This window comes from Desulfoluna butyratoxydans (genome assembly GCF_900699765.1).
Classification (GTDB): domain Bacteria; phylum Desulfobacterota; class Desulfobacteria; order Desulfobacterales; family Desulfolunaceae; genus Desulfoluna; species Desulfoluna butyratoxydans.
In genome coordinates this window covers 509,982-524,241 of sequence record NZ_CAADHO010000002.1, presented here as the reverse complement: position 1 = coordinate 524,241, position 14,260 = coordinate 509,982, and the positions used below count along the sequence as shown (strand labels likewise).

General features: G+C 60.1%; 15 protein-coding genes. 8 read left to right on the top strand and 7 right to left on the bottom strand.

Features of this window, described 5'->3' with window-relative positions:
* Positions 1 to 190 precede the first annotated feature (190 nt).
* Positions 191 to 559, bottom strand: coding sequence for a molybdenum cofactor biosynthesis protein MoaE (locus MSL71_RS07365; protein WP_246317739.1), 369 nt, complete (start codon positions 557 to 559; stop codon positions 191 to 193).
* Between the two features lie 308 nt (positions 560 to 867).
* Positions 868 to 1,482, bottom strand: coding sequence for a molybdenum cofactor guanylyltransferase (gene mobA / locus MSL71_RS07360; RefSeq protein ID WP_180138299.1), 615 nt, complete (start codon positions 1,480 to 1,482; stop codon positions 868 to 870).
* 335 nt (positions 1,483 to 1,817) lie between these two features.
* On the opposite strand from mobA, the gene pyrR reads away from it, so the two are divergent.
* Together pyrR and MSL71_RS07350 are read left to right on the top strand one after the other, a co-directional pair.
* On the top strand, positions 1,818 to 2,357 hold the full coding sequence (gene pyrR, locus MSL71_RS07355) for a bifunctional pyr operon transcriptional regulator/uracil phosphoribosyltransferase PyrR (protein WP_180138297.1): 540 nt from the start codon (positions 1,818 to 1,820) through the stop codon (positions 2,355 to 2,357).
* 10 nt (positions 2,358 to 2,367) lie between these two features.
* Complete coding sequence (locus tag MSL71_RS07350) at positions 2,368 to 2,871, top strand: MogA/MoaB family molybdenum cofactor biosynthesis protein (RefSeq protein ID WP_180138294.1); 504 nt, start codon at positions 2,368 to 2,370, stop codon at positions 2,869 to 2,871.
* Between the two features lie 386 nt (positions 2,872 to 3,257).
* On the opposite strand, the gene MSL71_RS07345 is transcribed toward MSL71_RS07350, so the two are convergent.
* Complete coding sequence (locus MSL71_RS07345) at positions 3,258 to 3,749, bottom strand: phosphate-starvation-inducible PsiE family protein (protein ID WP_180138292.1); 492 nt, start codon at positions 3,747 to 3,749, stop codon at positions 3,258 to 3,260.
* A 275-nt stretch (positions 3,750 to 4,024) separates the two neighbouring features.
* Here MSL71_RS07345 and MSL71_RS07340 point away from each other — a divergent pair, with 275 nt between their 5' ends.
* The 6 genes from MSL71_RS07340 (at position 4,025) to MSL71_RS07315 (ending at position 10,619) form a co-directional block, all read left to right on the top strand.
* Positions 4,025 to 4,843: a phosphate ABC transporter substrate-binding protein gene (locus MSL71_RS07340; RefSeq protein WP_180138290.1), complete on the top strand. Its 819-nt coding sequence runs from the start codon at positions 4,025 to 4,027 to the stop codon at positions 4,841 to 4,843.
* Positions 4,844 to 4,958: 115 nt separating this feature from the next.
* The gene (gene pstC, locus MSL71_RS07335; protein ID WP_180138288.1) at positions 4,959 to 5,936 is read left to right on the top strand and encodes a phosphate ABC transporter permease subunit PstC; all 978 of its coding nucleotides are present in this window, start codon (positions 4,959 to 4,961) and stop codon (positions 5,934 to 5,936) included.
* 2 nt (positions 5,937 to 5,938) lie between these two features.
* The gene (pstA, locus tag MSL71_RS07330) at positions 5,939 to 6,823 is read left to right on the top strand and encodes a phosphate ABC transporter permease PstA (protein WP_180138286.1); all 885 of its coding nucleotides are present in this window, start codon (positions 5,939 to 5,941) and stop codon (positions 6,821 to 6,823) included.
* A gap of 207 nt (positions 6,824 to 7,030) precedes the next feature.
* Positions 7,031 to 7,807, top strand: a complete 777-nt coding sequence (gene pstB, locus MSL71_RS07325) for a phosphate ABC transporter ATP-binding protein PstB (protein ID WP_180138284.1) — start codon at positions 7,031 to 7,033, stop codon at positions 7,805 to 7,807.
* A 261-nt stretch (positions 7,808 to 8,068) separates the two neighbouring features.
* The gene (phoU, locus tag MSL71_RS07320; RefSeq protein WP_180138282.1) at positions 8,069 to 8,731 is read left to right on the top strand and encodes a phosphate signaling complex protein PhoU; all 663 of its coding nucleotides are present in this window, start codon (positions 8,069 to 8,071) and stop codon (positions 8,729 to 8,731) included.
* Between the two features lie 253 nt (positions 8,732 to 8,984).
* Positions 8,985 to 10,619, top strand: a complete 1,635-nt coding sequence (locus tag MSL71_RS07315) for a glycosyltransferase family 39 protein (protein ID WP_180138280.1) — start codon at positions 8,985 to 8,987, stop codon at positions 10,617 to 10,619.
* Between the two features lie 87 nt (positions 10,620 to 10,706).
* Here MSL71_RS07315 and MSL71_RS07310 read toward each other — a convergent pair whose 3' ends face one another.
* From MSL71_RS07310 to MSL71_RS07295, 4 genes are all read right to left on the bottom strand, one after another.
* Positions 10,707 to 12,473 (bottom strand): ATP-binding protein, encoded by a 1,767-nt coding sequence (locus MSL71_RS07310; RefSeq protein WP_180138279.1) that lies wholly within the window; start codon positions 12,471 to 12,473, stop codon positions 10,707 to 10,709.
* A 194-nt stretch (positions 12,474 to 12,667) separates the two neighbouring features.
* A complete protein-coding gene (locus MSL71_RS07305) occupies positions 12,668 to 13,366 on the bottom strand; it encodes a response regulator (RefSeq protein WP_180138277.1) in 699 nt (232 codons plus the stop codon).
* A 228-nt stretch (positions 13,367 to 13,594) separates the two neighbouring features.
* Positions 13,595 to 13,807 carry a hypothetical protein gene (locus MSL71_RS07300; protein WP_180138275.1) on the bottom strand — a complete coding sequence of 71 codons (213 nt, stop codon included), beginning with the start codon at positions 13,805 to 13,807 and terminating at the stop codon, positions 13,595 to 13,597.
* A 30-nt stretch (positions 13,808 to 13,837) separates the two neighbouring features.
* Complete coding sequence (locus MSL71_RS07295) at positions 13,838 to 14,080, bottom strand: hypothetical protein (RefSeq protein ID WP_180138273.1); 243 nt, start codon at positions 14,078 to 14,080, stop codon at positions 13,838 to 13,840.
* Between the last annotated feature and the right edge of the window lie 180 nt (positions 14,081 to 14,260).

The window sequence follows — 14,260 nt, the reverse complement described above, 5'->3', positions numbered from 1 at the left end:
CCCGCGCTACGTTTTGATCGCCCTTCAGGGCGATCAAAACGTAGCGCGGATGCGAAAATGTCGAAATTGTTTCGGCGTAGCCTGGAAGGCTTACTTAAGACCTGTTTGTCAAACTTTTTAAAAGTTTGTCCCCCGGCAGGGCCGCCGGAGGCAATTTTGAGCTGAACAGCGCCCCCCGGCCTATGCCAATCTAGCTTTCGGTAAAATGCTCTGTCTTGGAGGTCACCTCGGCCTTGACGGCGTTTAAGAGCCCTTCAAGGGTAGCCAGCACGTTCTCGCGGATGTCCCCTGCCACCACAATGGCCATGACGTCGTCCCCCACGGCCAGGGGCTTCTCCTCTTCAATGGCGATGAGGATCTCCACGATACCCGCCCGGCTCCGGTACTCGGCCATGAGTTCGTCAAGGCGTGCGTGGTTCACATGGACCGTGAGGCCTGTGACGGGGCGTCCGTCCCGGGAGCTTTCCCGCACCACCCCGTTGTGGGCCAGTACCATGCCTGCCTTGCCGAAATCAGGGTGGGCCTTTATCTCTTGAATCATCTCAGCGATGTGAATCATTCTTTTTCCTTATGTGTTTAACCTGGTTTGTAAGGACGTGATTACCCCCTGCTTGTCAAACGGTTGGCCGCCGGAATTATTCCGGTTAAAGCCAGGCGAATCCCAAATGCCTTTCATCATGTTTTCAAAAAGAATGAAATGGGCCTCTCCTGCAAAACCGGTTGCCACATATCACACATCACGCGAATGCCCCGAAAAGGATTGCATGGTGTCTGCCTGCATGCATTCGCCACAGGGTCTCCAGGTGCCCCCACCTGGCCGCCGGAGGCTGGTTTTTTTTCAGCTACATTGCCCAATAAAAGACAAGGTTATTCATCGCCTTTCCGGGCAAGCATGTCCAGGGCCCATTGGTAGTCTTCGGGGGTGTTGATATTGAAAAAGCTGCGCAGCTCCGGGTCGATGCGCCGGATCTCCTCTTCCGGGACCTTGCGGGTCCTCTTCTTGCGAAAGAGACTCTGGATCTTGTAACGGCCTTCGGCCAGCCTGTTTTCGGCCAGGGTGAGATTTTCTCGGGAATAGGCGGCGCAGAGGGGCTCCATGCCCTTGGAGGTCTCAGGCACCACGATGGTGGCGCCGTCCGTGCGATACGAGAGCACCAGTTCCACCATTTCCCGGGAGAGGAAGGGGTTGTCGCAGGGGGCCACAAAAATCCAGGGGGTTTCCGCGTGGAAGAGGGCGGCGTGGATGCCGGCCAAAGAGCAGCGTTCCGGGAAGAGGTCCGAGACGACCTTGACGTCAAATTCGAGAAAGTCCAGGGGGTTGTTGGAGACCACCAGCACCCGGCCGAAGAGTTCCTCAAACAGGTCGAGGGTGCGCGCCATGATGCTCTGCCCCCCGATGTCGAGGAGGGCCTTGTTGGTTCCGCTCATCCTGGAATTCAACCCACCGGCCAGAATCACGCCGGTACAATCAAAAATCCCCATTGCACTCGTTGCTCCCTCTTTGGTTTCTGAGGGGAGTCTGTCAAAAATAATCCGCAAAATCAAGGCATTTCAAAGAGGTCAAACCAAGGCGTTTACGCCCCATTTCGCCACATTTGACTTGATCAATCGTCCATCAATAGGATAAAAATAAGGGGTTGATGCCTGCGGCACCGGCCGCTTGGCATCCCACCTCCATCGGACTGCGAGCCGATGGCATCGTCAACCCTTTGCATGCCCGTATGTGAACAGCCCTTCCACACCCACGCGTGACGATCCCCCGACAAGGTATCGGCGAAACGTTCCTACACAGGCATCCACCCATTGGGAACCCTGCTATGACCAGCGCAACCGTTCTTCTCGATGCCACGGACATTAAACGTGCCATCACCCGCATGGCCCACGAAATCATCGAACACCACCGGGGGGCCCAGGGGCTCGCCCTCATCGGAATCCAGACCCGCGGCGTCTTCATCGCCCGCCGCCTGAAACGCGAAATCGAAGCCATCGAAGGGCTTGAGGCCAACTCGCTTCCCTGCGGTGAGATGGATATCAACCTCTACCGCGACGACTGGACCCGCATCAGCCACCAGCCCATCGTCAAGCCCACGGAAATCCCCTTTGAAGTCAATGACCGGGAGATCCTCCTGGTGGACGACGTCCTCTACACCGGCCGCACCATCCGAGCCGCCATGGACGCCCTCATGGACTTTGGACGCCCCTCGCGCATCGGCCTGGCCGTTCTGGTGGACCGGGGACACCGGGAATTTCCCATCCAACCCGACTACACCGGCAAGAAAGTGGACAGTGAATACGAACAGCATGTCAACGTCCTGCTCAGCGAGCACGATGACTCTGACCTGGTAACCCTAAACTGAGAGGTAGCCTATGGGAACCCAAGAGCACAGAAGCCAAAGCAAGAAACAACTGAAGGTAGCCGTCGTCTCCGTCTCTTCCACCCGCACCATGGACACGGACGAAAGCGGCGCGTGGATTGAAAAACAGGCAAAAAAAGAGGGCCATGAGGTGGTGGACCGCCTGGTGGTCATGGACTCGGAAGGAGAGGTGCGAAAGGCCATCCGGGACATCATCCGGGATCACAACGCCGACGGCATCATCGTCACCGGCGGCACCGGCATCACCGCAGGGGACCTTACCTTAGAAGCGGTCCGGCCCATGTTCAGGAAAGAGCTCACCGCCTTCGGCCCCATCTTCGCCCAGCTGAGCTTTGACGAGATCGACTCGGCAGCCATCCTCTCCCGCGCCACCGCGGGCATCGTCTCGGACACCGCGGTCTTTGTCATCCCCGGAAGCCTGGCCGCCTGCAAACTCGCCTGCAAAAACCTCATCTTCCCGGAACTCGGCCACGTCTCCAAACACGCCAGAGGATAAAGGGTCATGATGCCTCCGGCGGCAAGGTGAGCCACCTTGAAAGCTTGTTGCCGCTGTGATTGTCCCCCTCGCGTGTCACGGCGTAGTCGGACTCCCCGGGGTAAATCACAGCGGTATTTTTCCTGAAATTGGGCCTTAATCGTCGTTTGGGCCGCGACCTGCAAAGAGCCGATTCCTCAAAGCGCACTCCGCACACCAACATCAAAGCCTTGGGTGGTCCGGACACGGTGCAAAGAGTGCACCCTACGGGCTGTCGGCCTTTTGGGACGATCTCATTAAGAACACCCTGGTGACCATACGATGCCCAAGGCCTGAAATTGTATCTGTGTGACGCCGGTCATCCTGTGTCGTCGGGCTACCACGCGGCAACCGTGGGCTGGGAGCATTTACGACCCCGGGGTGTAGCGGACGGCCAGGGTGCGGATGACGCCCAGGCTCACAAGGAGCAGGGCAAATCCGGTGAGGACCTCCCAGGAGGGGCCCTTTGCTTCGTCCCGGTACAAGGTGATCATCACCTCGCGCACCACAAAGAGAATGGCCGGATCCATCATGGTGTGGAGCCGGATGCGTCGGGTGCTGAAAAAATCCACGAACCCCCTGAAGAGTTCCAGCATGACGAGAAAGGAGAGGATCTCGGCCACCACAAAGGTGAACCCCTCTCCGTCCATCATGTGGAGCAGGTGCCTTGCGTCCAGCAGGGTTTTCCCCAGACCGGCAGCCAGCACCACGATGATATAGACGGTCATGATATTGACCATCACCTCCTGGGTCTTGAAGAAAATCGCTCTGGGATGAATGGTTTCCAGAATCCGGCCGGTCCGTGCCGGCCCCTCTTGGTCTCTGTTTTTTTGCCACACGGGCTCATTGATCTGTTCCATGGGATCAAGGGTGCACCGGGTATGTGTGAAACATGTCAGCATCCTGCAAGAACTCGACGATCAGCGCTTCCGACACAGGCCTTTTCCCCCGATCCTCGCCCGAAAGGGCAAACACATCAACCGCTCACAACGCCCTAACCAAACCCTAACACGCCGACACTATCTTCCTGTGGAACATGTCAAGGCCCACCGCCCCCCAAGGTGCGGAAAACATGCCGTTGCCCGACGGCAACGGCTCGCGACATACCATCACCAACCTCCACAGGAGAGATATCATGAAAAAGAGTCTTTGGTTCACCGCCCTTGTTTCCACCCTCTTCCTTGCGGCGTCCGTTACCACGGCATCGGCCGGAAGGCTTGTTCTGAAAGGGTCCACCACGGTCCTTCCCATCGCCCAGAAAATCTCCGAGGCGTACATGGCCTCCCACCCGGAGGTAAAAATCTCCCTGTCCGGGGGCGGCTCCGGTAACGGCATCAAGGCGGTCATCGACCAGACCGCAGACATCGGCAACTCCTCCCGCTTCATCAAGGGCAAAGAGGTAAAGCTGGCAACAGGCAAGGGCGTGCTTCCCGTGCCCCACCGCATCGCCCTGGACTGCATCGTACCGGTGGTTCACCCGGACAACCCGGTAAAAGACCTCTCCCTGGACCAGCTCAAGCAGATCTACCTGGGCAAGATCACCAACTGGAAGCAGGTGGGCGGCTCGGACAAAAAAATCGTGGTGATCTCCCGGGACAGCTCCTCAGGTACCTTTGACGCCTGGAAGAGCCTGGTCATGAAAAAAGAGCGGGTCACCCCCCGCGCCCTGACCCAGCCATCCAACGGCGGCCTGGTGACCCAGGTGGCCACCACCAAAGGCGCCATCGCCTACATCGCCCTGGGGTACATGAACGAAGAGGTGAAAGCCATTCGAGTAGACGGGGTCATGGGCTCTGCCGAAACCACCCTGAACGGCCGCTACCCCATCAGCCGCCCCCTGTTCATGTTCACCAACGGATGGCCCAAGGGAGAGACCCTTTCGTTCATCAACTTCATCCTCTCCAAAAAGGGGCAGGCCCTGGTGGAAGAGGCCGGAAGCATCTCCCTTTACTAAGCATGACGCCTCCCGCTGAGCGGGACCGTGGGTTCACTCAGCCGACACGCCAGGCCAGTACACGGCGCGTCGGCTGCGTGTTCGCTTTTTTGCCACAAGCCAAGGACGACTTTACATGACACACAGCGAGTCTACCGCAGCACCCCACGCCCCGGTGTCCCCCCCGGGCCGGGTTCCACGTGAAACAACCGCCCCGGAGCGGGGAAGCCTCACCGGGCGGCGCACCGCCGTAGGGGAGTGGGTGGCCGAGTCTTCCCTTTTGATCATCTCCCTGATCTCCATCCTCATCCTGGGCCTGATCATGCTCTTCCTGATCCTGGAGGGGAGCCCCACCTTTTCCTTTGTCTCGGTGCGGGAGTTCATCGGCGGCGTGCTCTGGTACCCCACGGACGAGCCCCCGGCCTTCGGCATCCTGGCCCTCATCGTGGGCTCCTTTGCCGTGACCCTGCTCTCCTCCCTCATCTCGGTACCCTCCGGGGTGATGACGGCCATCTACCTCTCGGAACTGGCCCCGCCCAAGGTGGCGGAGTGGCTCAAACCGGCCATCGAGCTCTTGGCCTCCCTCCCGTCGGTGGTCATCGGCTTTTTCGGCATGGTGGCGGTGGCCCCCCTCATGCAGAATCTCTTTGACATCCCCACGGGGCTGAACATGTTCACGGCCTCCATCATGCTGGCCTTCATGTCCATCCCCACCATCTGCACCATCTCCGAAGATGCCTTGCGAAGCGTGCCGGTCACCTACCGGGAAGCCTCCCTGGCCCTGGGCGCCACCCCCTTTGAGACCATCTCCAGGGTCACGGTGCCCGCGGCCCTCTCCGGCATCACCACGGCCATCATCCTGGGCATGTCCCGGGCCATCGGCGAGACCATGGTGGTGCTCATGGTGGCCGGAGGCGCGGCCATGGTGCCCGAATCCCTCTTCGACCCCATCCGCCCCATGCCGGCGAGCATCGCCGCGGAAATGGGGGAAGCTCCTTTCCGGGGGGACCACTACCACGCCCTGTTTGCCACGGGCATCACCCTGTTCCTCTTCACCATTGTCTTTAACGTCCTGGCCATGGCCGTCTCGCGCAAATACCGGCTCAAGGGGTAATCATGACCGTTTCCATGTCTCAAAGCATCCAGTCCCGAAGGCGCGGCACCACCCAGACGCTCTGGTTCACCCTCTTCCGTGTGGCCGCAGCCATCAACGTCCTGGCCCTTTTTGCCGTGATCCTCTTCATCATCACCCGGGGCCTCTCCGCCATCAGTTGGGAGTTCCTCACCCAGATGCCGAGGAACTCCATGACCGAAGGGGGGATTCTTCCCTGCATCGTGGGCACCGCCTCCCTGGCCTTCGGGGCCCTGGCCATCGCCTTTCCCGTGGGGGTGGGCACGGCCATCTACCTTAATGAATATGCCGGCCAGGGCAAGATCGTCTCTGTCATCCGGTTTGCCATCGCCAACCTCGCCGGGGTCCCCTCCGTGGTCTTCGGCCTCTTTGGCCTGGCCTTCTTCTGCACGGTACTCAAGATGGGGGTGAGCCTTCTGGCAGGAGCCCTGACCCTGGGGGTCATGAGCCTGCCCGTCATCATCGGGGCCGCGGAAGAGGCCTTAAAGGCCGTGCCCGATACCTACCGGGAAGCCTCCCTGGGGCTCGGGGCCTCCAAGTGGCAGACCATCTGCCGGGTGGTGGTGCCGTCTGCCCTGCCGGGGATCCTCACCGGCTCCATCCTGGCCCTGGGCCGGGCCGCGGGCGAAACCGCCCCCATCATGTTCACCGGTGCCGTCTTCTTTACCCCGGACCTGCCCACCTCGATTTTCGACGAGGTCATGGCCCTGCCCTACCACATCTACGTCCTGGCCACGGCAGGCACCCACATCGGAGAGACGCGCCACCTCCAGTACGGCACGGCCCTGGTCCTCATTGCCCTGGTCCTCGGCATGAACCTGTGCGCCATCCTCCTGCGCTCGCGCCTGCGCAAACGGAGCCGCGTGTAAGGGCATCTACGGTTAAACAAGCCTCCGGCGGCGAGGTGGAGCCACCTCGAAAGCGCAAGGCCTTCGGCTCGGGCTTCGCCCGACATAAACGCTGATGGTTTCTACGGGCTGGTTCACAAGCGTCGAGGCTACAGGACACGTTCTCGCCGCGTGTTTTTAAACAGAACCGTTACCGAAAAACGTATCATTCATAAAAAGTGACTTAACATGACCCGACAAAACGAGACCCACGACACCATTATCCACGCCAGGGACCTGAGCCTTTTCTACGGAGACTTCCAAGCCCTCCACGGGATCACCCTGCCCTTTGCCGAAAGGCAGGTCACCGCCCTCATCGGCCCTTCGGGGTGCGGAAAGAGCTCTTTTCTACGGTGCCTGAACCGCATGAACGACCTTACCGCAGGAACCCGCAGCGAGGGGGAGGTGATCTTTGAGGGGAAGAACATCCTGGAGAAAAAAATCGACGTGGTCTTCCTCAGGCGGCACATCGGCATGGTGTTTCAGAAGCCCAACCCCTTTCCCAAAAGCATCTACGACAACGTGGCTTACGGCCTCAAGGTGAACGGCATCACCAACAAATCCATGGTGGCCTCCCGGGTGGAACGAAGCCTGATCCAGGCCGCCCTCTGGGACGAGGTCAAAGACCGCCTCCACAAACCCGCCTTAGGACTCTCCGGGGGGCAGCAGCAGCGCCTCTGCATTGCCCGGGCCCTGGCCGTGGAACCGGAGATCCTGCTCATGGACGAGCCCGCCTCGGCCCTGGACCCCATCGCCACCCAGAAAATCGAGGAACTCGTCCTGGAGCTCAAGGAGCGCTACACCATCATCATCGTCACCCACAACATGCAGCAGGCGGCCCGGGTCTCCGACACCACCGCCTTCTTCTACATGGGCAAACTCGTGGAGGTGGGGGACACCAACACCCTGTTCACCAAACCGGTGAAAAAAGAGACCGAAGACTACATCACCGGCCGGTTCGGGTAAGGGAAAAAGCATGCCTCCGGCGGCCAGGGGATGATCCCCTGGACCCCAGGCTGCGAATGACCTCAACCTTCGTGCCTCAGGTTGAGGTCATTCGCGACGGTTCCTAAATGTAATTGAGCACGACCTGTTTATTAAACCCGTCGTTATAAGATCATGAAAACGTTTAGCCCCCGGCAGGACCGCCGGAGGCCTCTTTTTAAGCATTTATTGTTTTTTTACCTTCAAGGAGGCACCCGGTGTGCCGGGTGATAGAGATAAACCATGACCATCCATCTGCAACGGGAACTTGATAAAATCCGGCGCATGCTCCTCTCGTTGGGAGCCCTCACCGAAGACCGCTTCCGGCTGGCCATCCGCGCATTGAACGACATGGACCTGGACCTGGCCCGGGAGATCATTGAAAAAGACGAGGAGATCGACTTAAAGGAGGTCCAGATCGAAGAGGAGTGCCTTAAGGTCCTGGCCCTGCACCAGCCCGTGGCCGGTGATTTGAGATCCCTGGTGGTGGTCATCAAGATCAACAACGACCTGGAGCGCATTGCCGACCAGGCCGTGAACATCGCCGTACGCATCAAAACACTGGCGTCCAAAAAAAAGCCGGGCTTCACCTACGATTACACAGAAATGGCGGACAAAGCCGGGCTGATGCTCAAAATGAGCCTGGATGCCTTTGTCCGCCAGGACGACGAGATGGCCGAAAAGGTCCGCTTTATGGATGAAGAGGTGGACGCCATGCGCAATGCGGCCTACGACCGCATCAAGGAGGTCATCTCCCAAACCCCGGACGAAGCCGGGTACCTCATCAACCTCTTTCTTGTCTCCCGGCACCTGGAGCGCATTGCCGATCACGCCACCAACATCGCAGAAGAGGTGATCTACATGCGCAAGGGTGAGATCATCCGCCACACAGAAGCCCTGGATTAACCTTGTTGCCGGACGGGCCCCTTTGCAAGGGGCTCTCCGGGTCCCCCGGCATTTCCCACCCACGTCCCCATGAAATTGTCTTGACTTTTTCGGCCTGATAACCAATGTTCTTTAGTTAAAACACTCAACCAACATAATAAACAAGTACATCAAAACCTATCCTGTCTGGTGAAGGATGGGTCTGCCCCGGCACCTTTTCAACCCAAACCACCCGACGCGGCCCTTTTCAAGCGGGCCCATACTGCAGAGAGCCATGGTCCGAATCAACAACCCGCGGGTCGCCCTGTTCCTGACCCTGGTGCTGGTGTCAGCCTTCACTCTCCCCATTACCGGCCTGGTGGGAGAGGCTCCCCTTGCCACCGATGACCCGGTGACGGCGGCAGCCGCCCTGCACATGGCCGCGGCCCCATCCCTCTCCCTGGCCACGGTTCGGGAGTACCTCGCAGGCCTTCCCCCGCTCTACCCCCTTGCAGCGGCCACACTGTCCCATGCCACAGCCCCCTTTCTGGAGGGCATGGCTCCCCTTCGCCTGACGTCGGCCCTTTTCAGCCTGGGAACCCTGGTGCTCTTCTTCTGCTTTGCCCTGCGCTACGGAAAAAGCAGGTTTGCGCTCCTTGCCACGGCCCTTCTGGCCACCATGCCCGGTTTTGCCTTCGGTGCCGGGTGGATCGGCCGGGACCCGGCCCTGCTTTTTTTCCTGATGGCTTCGGTGACGGCAACTTTTCGAACCTTTGTGGACGATTCCCCTCCCTGGATCCTCATGGCGGGGACGGCAACGGCCGGAGCCTTTCTCACCAGCTCATGGGACGGGCTCCTGCTCATCGCCTGTGTGTGGGCCGCGGGCATCGTCTGGTTTATCAGCTCCCGAGGCCCGGAAAAAGCCAGCCATGTCAGCCATCTCTTTTTTCACCTGGCCGCTCTTCTGGCCCTCCTCGTCTTCACAAGCGGAGGCATGGCTACCCAGGTCATCGGCCACACGGCAGCACCCCTTACCCAGGGATTCTGGATTCCCGCATCGGACCCGGGTCCGCCACCGGCACCCACCAAGCTGGCCCTTCAGATCCTTGCCCAGACCTGGCCCTGGACGCCCCTGTTCTTTATCTATGTGGGACGCGTTACAGCCCGCACCTTGCGCAGCGGTACCCTGTCTCCTGCCCCCATGTTCATTATCTTCTGGTTCCTTGCTTCCCTTCTCCCCACCATCACCGGTGAGACGGGGCTCAGCCCGATACTCCCCCCCCTGGCCCTCATGGCAGCCTTTGTCCTGAAGGACGGAATGCCCATGTGGGTCCGCCCCTTTGCCGCAGCCTGGTCCTGGGCGGTGATTCTGATCCTGTTCATCCTGGCCCTCTCCCCGGGCCTGCGCCCCTTTAGCCTTCGCACCGACCACGCCCTCCTGCCGGGGCTCCTCCGGGGCGACCTCTTCTCTCCCTTTGCCGCCGCAGAGCTGGTCCTGGCCGCCGTCACCTGCGTGGTAAAGGCCATCCCCCTCACCCGCACGGGGAGACTCCTCACCGTCACCGCCATCCTCTGGGTGACCCTGGCCAACGGCCCCTTTTCCGCCATGACCGGTCACCGGGCCTCTGAGATCCGCCCCCTGATCACCGCCATCAAAACCCACCCCCACAAGGGCACCGCTGCCTACGGGGTGGACCGCCGCCTCCGGGCCTCCCTCTGTTTTTACGGGCGGCTTCACCTGCTCAACACCGACAACCTGGATCGCTGCTTTGACATCCTCAAAGGGGGGGACCCCGATTATGACACCTTGCTCATGCAGTCCGATGCCGCGGATCACCTCCCGGAAGCCCTCTCCATGGTGCCGGTGACCATTGTGGAAAAGGTTCCCCTTGAAAAGGGCGGGAGTCTCCTGTTTGTCCGGGGCCTGTAAAACAAAACCGCAACAAAAAACCCGGAGAGCTGAGCGTTGTGAATTCGCTCGGCTCTCCGGGTCTGTTTTTCCTGGCTTTCTGTTTTTTCAGGTTGGAACAACCAGGGTAAAGGTGGAGCCTTTTTCCGGGGTGCTTTCCACCCGCACCTCCCCGTTGAGCAGGTGCATCACGTGCTTGACGATGGCAAGGCCCAGGCCTGTGCCCCCGAGCTTCCGGCTCCGGGCGCTGTCCACCCGATAAAAGCGCTCGAAGAGCCGGGGGATGTGCTCGGCGGGGATTCCGCCCCCCTGGTCCGACACCCGGATCTCCACTCTGTCCTCGGTTCGTGCCACATCCACGGTGACGGTGCTCCGGGCCGGGCTGTACTTGATGGCATTGTCCAGAAGGTTCACCACGGCACGCTCCAGAAGCATGGGGTCAAAGGTGGCCATCACCCCTTTGGCCCCTGTCACCTCCAGGGTCACCTCCTTGGCGTCGGCGCTCCCCGAAAGAAGAGTAAGGCTGGTCTCCAGCACCCCGTCCACCTGGGACGGTGCCAGGGAAAGCCCGCCCTGCTGCTGTTCGATGCGGGAGAGCTCCAGAAGGTCCTCGATGAGGTGGGTCATCCGCTCCACGTTCTTTTCAATGATGGTGTAAAAACGATCATGGCTCTCGGGGAGCTTCTCTTTTTCCAGAAGGATCGTCTCCACGGCGCCCTTGATGCACGTCAACGGGGTGCGCATTTCATGGGAGGCGTTGGCGGCAAAGTCCCGGCGCATACTCTCCAGCCGACGCATGCGGGTGACGTCGTTAAACACGATGAGGGTTCCCAGGCGCATCTCCCCCACCCCCTTCAAAGGGGTACTCCGACTGTGGAGCAGGGTCTCCCGGTTGTCCCAGAGCTTGATGTCCTCCTCCATGGCCTCGGACGTTCCCGCGGCCTTTTCCACAAAACGGATAAAGGCGATATTTCGAATCGCTTCGGACACCCCGAACCCCACGGCCTCCCCCGGCACCAGGCCGAAAATTCCGTGGGCCGCGGCGTTCATGCTGATGATGGAAAAGTCGGCGTCCACGGCCATCACCCCTTCCACCATGCTCGAGAGCACGGCCTCCATCTCGTTCCTCTGACGGGTGGTGGTGCGGATGCGCTCATCCAGCTGATGTGCCATCTGGTTCATGGACTCGGCAAGCCCGCCGATCTCTAAAGAGTCAGGGACGTAAAGCTTGTGGCTGAAGTCCCCTTCGGCAAAAAGGCGCGCACTCCGCTGCATGTCGGAAATGGGGCGGCTGATCTTCCGGGAGACCACGAGGCTGATGAACCCGGCCACCAGGGCAGTGGCCAGCCCCCAGAAGAGGATGCGTTTCTGAACGGAGCGAACCTCGCCTTCTAGGGCCGTCATGGGAAGCGCCGTGCGCACCACCCCAAGCACCACATTGTCCTGCTCAATGGGAATGGCCACATACATCATGTTGGTGCTCAAGGTGGCGCTGAAACGGATGGACGAGCCCGTCAATCCGTCGAGGGCCTTCACCACCTCGGGACGGGCCCCGTGATTTTCCATGGCACCCGAATCCTTTGTGGAATCCCCCAGGACCCACCCGTCCCGGTCGATGACGGTCACGCGGCTGCCGGATCGTTGGGACGACGCCTTGCAGTAAGCGTCGATGTCGGATACACGCCCCCCTTCCATGAGGGGGCCCACCCGAAGGCCCATGACACCGGCCAGGGACTCCAGGTCCCGAAGGGTCTGGTGGTGATAAAAGGAGGTCATGGAGGAGATGGCCAGAAGGCTCACCGCGGTAAGGGCCAGGACGAGGATTCCCACATAGGAAGGGAAAAGCTGCCAGAAAAGACGTTTGCGCTGTATCATGGGTGTATGCTTGCCTGCCTGTATAAAAGATAAAGGTAACTGTTAAGCTTGGCTCCGGCGGGTCACTTTTTGAAAAAAACTCCGCAAAAACGTTCCGATTTCGGCCGGTCCGAGTCGTTCGCAAAGCCTGTTTGACCGACAGTCATAAGTCTCGTGACGGTAAAAAGGCCTTATACACTGCGTTTACGGCCCCTTTAGACCTCTTTGAACCGATAACCGATACCCCGGACCGTTTCGACATATTGACTGCAGGCTCCGAGTTTCTTGCGCAGCCCGGCCACAATCACGTCCACGCTGCGATCCGTGACCGCGTAGTTGTCTCCCCGGATGCCGTCCACGATCTGGGACCGGGTAAAGACCCAGCCGGGTCGCCGGGCCAGGAGCAGCAGCAGGGAAAACTCGGAGAAGGTGAGTTCCACCCCCTGACCCTGCACCTTCACCTGGACCCTGCCGGGACGGATCTCGATCTCCCCCAAGAGGAGCACCTCATCCATGGATGCGTCCCTTTCTCCCTTGTCGGTGCGCCGCCTCACCGCCCGGACCCGTGCCAGGAGTTCCCGGGGGCTGAAGGGCTTGGGCACGTAATCATCGGCGCCCAGCTCCAGGCCGGTGACGATGTCGGCCTCTTCTCCCTTGGCCGAAAGCATCACAATGGGAATATCCGCGGTGGAAGGACTCCCTTTAAGGCTGCGGGTCACCTCCAGCCCGTCGATACCGGGAAGCATGAGGTCCAGAACAATAAGGTCCACGGCTTCGCGCCTGGCGATCTCCACGGCCCGCTCCCCGCTTCCCGTACAGGTCACCTTGTAGCCTTCCCGTTCGAGGTTGTATTTCACCAGGTCCAGAATGTCCTCTTCATCATCCACGACCAGCATATGTGCTTTGGGTTTCATCACGTTCTCCATGGAAAGGGTGGCATTGACGGCCAACGAGCCCGTCAAGGGTGCTGTAGGTTGTAAACCCGTTGTGTTAGGCTTGTGTTAGGCGGAGGTATGGATCGTATAATATCCCCGTTTTCCAAGGGCCCCCATGCCGCCGCGCCATAAAAAAAGGCGAGGTTCCATGGAACCTCGCCTTGGTATTGGAGCCCCGGTACCCGAAGGCCGGGGCCTTTGACATGGTTACCGATCTTCGGGAAATCCCCTGGGAAAGATGTATCGTGAGATGCGCGCCAGAAATCCGATGCGCCGATCCCCCGGCCGACGCCTGAAGAGCCCTTTCCCCTCGAAAGTGCCCCGTTGACGCCGTTCGTTGCCCCGGCGTCGCCATTTCGGATAGGTATCAAAGCGAAATCGATCGTTATTCCCGTCTCTCCTCTCCTGGGTTTCTGCCATACAGCCCCCCTTTGCCGTTTCGGCGGTACCTCATGCGGGGCCTTTATCGCAGGAGCTGCTCCATCGGCCCATGCGAAACCATCCGAAACGACGCTCACTGGAACGTCTCCGTTCCAAAATACACCGATTCTCCACGCCGCCCTCTTCGGCGCTGTGGAGCACCCCATACCCCTGTCGGCGCTCAAACGGTTCACGCCGATCCAGCCCGAAACGCCGTTCCAACGTCGCAAGGCGGGACATCGCTTCCGGGTCGAGATGAATAATGGTACTCATAGGACCTCCCGGCACAGGGCGTGTCAGGCACGAAGCGGTTCGCGGCACCGGGCTTGGCCCCACGGCCGTAACCGCCCTTTGCAGGCGACACACCGCCCGCAAGGATTCCGCGCCTATCCAACTGATTCCATTTCAATATACACCCCTTCCCCCAAAGGTTCAAGGCGGGTTCCCAGGGCT

Excerpts from the sequence above, each read along its gene's own strand:
- MSL71_RS07350 (WP_180138294.1), top strand. The coding sequence starts at position 2,368 with ATGGGAACCCAAGAGCACAGAAGCCAAAGCAAGAAACAACTGAAGGTA.
- mobA (WP_180138299.1), bottom strand. The coding sequence starts at position 1,482 with ATGGGGATTTTTGATTGTACCGGCGTGATTCTGGCCGGTGGGTTGAAT.
- pyrR (WP_180138297.1), top strand. The coding sequence starts at position 1,818 with ATGACCAGCGCAACCGTTCTTCTCGATGCCACGGACATTAAACGTGCC.
- MSL71_RS07345 (WP_180138292.1), bottom strand. The coding sequence starts at position 3,749 with ATGGAACAGATCAATGAGCCCGTGTGGCAAAAAAACAGAGACCAAGAG.
- MSL71_RS07340 (WP_180138290.1), top strand. The coding sequence starts at position 4,025 with ATGAAAAAGAGTCTTTGGTTCACCGCCCTTGTTTCCACCCTCTTCCTT.
- MSL71_RS07295 (WP_180138273.1), bottom strand. The coding sequence starts at position 14,080 with ATGAGTACCATTATTCATCTCGACCCGGAAGCGATGTCCCGCCTTGCG.
- MSL71_RS07310 (WP_180138279.1), bottom strand. The coding sequence starts at position 12,473 with ATGATACAGCGCAAACGTCTTTTCTGGCAGCTTTTCCCTTCCTATGTG.
- MSL71_RS07305 (WP_180138277.1), bottom strand. The coding sequence starts at position 13,366 with ATGAAACCCAAAGCACATATGCTGGTCGTGGATGATGAAGAGGACATT.
- MSL71_RS07365 (WP_246317739.1), bottom strand. The coding sequence starts at position 559 with ATGATTCACATCGCTGAGATGATTCAAGAGATAAAGGCCCACCCTGAT.
- pstA (WP_180138286.1), top strand. The coding sequence starts at position 5,939 with ATGACCGTTTCCATGTCTCAAAGCATCCAGTCCCGAAGGCGCGGCACC.
- phoU (WP_180138282.1), top strand. The coding sequence starts at position 8,069 with ATGACCATCCATCTGCAACGGGAACTTGATAAAATCCGGCGCATGCTC.
- MSL71_RS07300 (WP_180138275.1), bottom strand. The coding sequence starts at position 13,807 with ATGGCAGAAACCCAGGAGAGGAGAGACGGGAATAACGATCGATTTCGC.
- MSL71_RS07315 (WP_180138280.1), top strand. The coding sequence starts at position 8,985 with ATGGTCCGAATCAACAACCCGCGGGTCGCCCTGTTCCTGACCCTGGTG.
- pstB (WP_180138284.1), top strand. The coding sequence starts at position 7,031 with ATGACCCGACAAAACGAGACCCACGACACCATTATCCACGCCAGGGAC.
- pstC (WP_180138288.1), top strand. The coding sequence starts at position 4,959 with ATGACACACAGCGAGTCTACCGCAGCACCCCACGCCCCGGTGTCCCCC.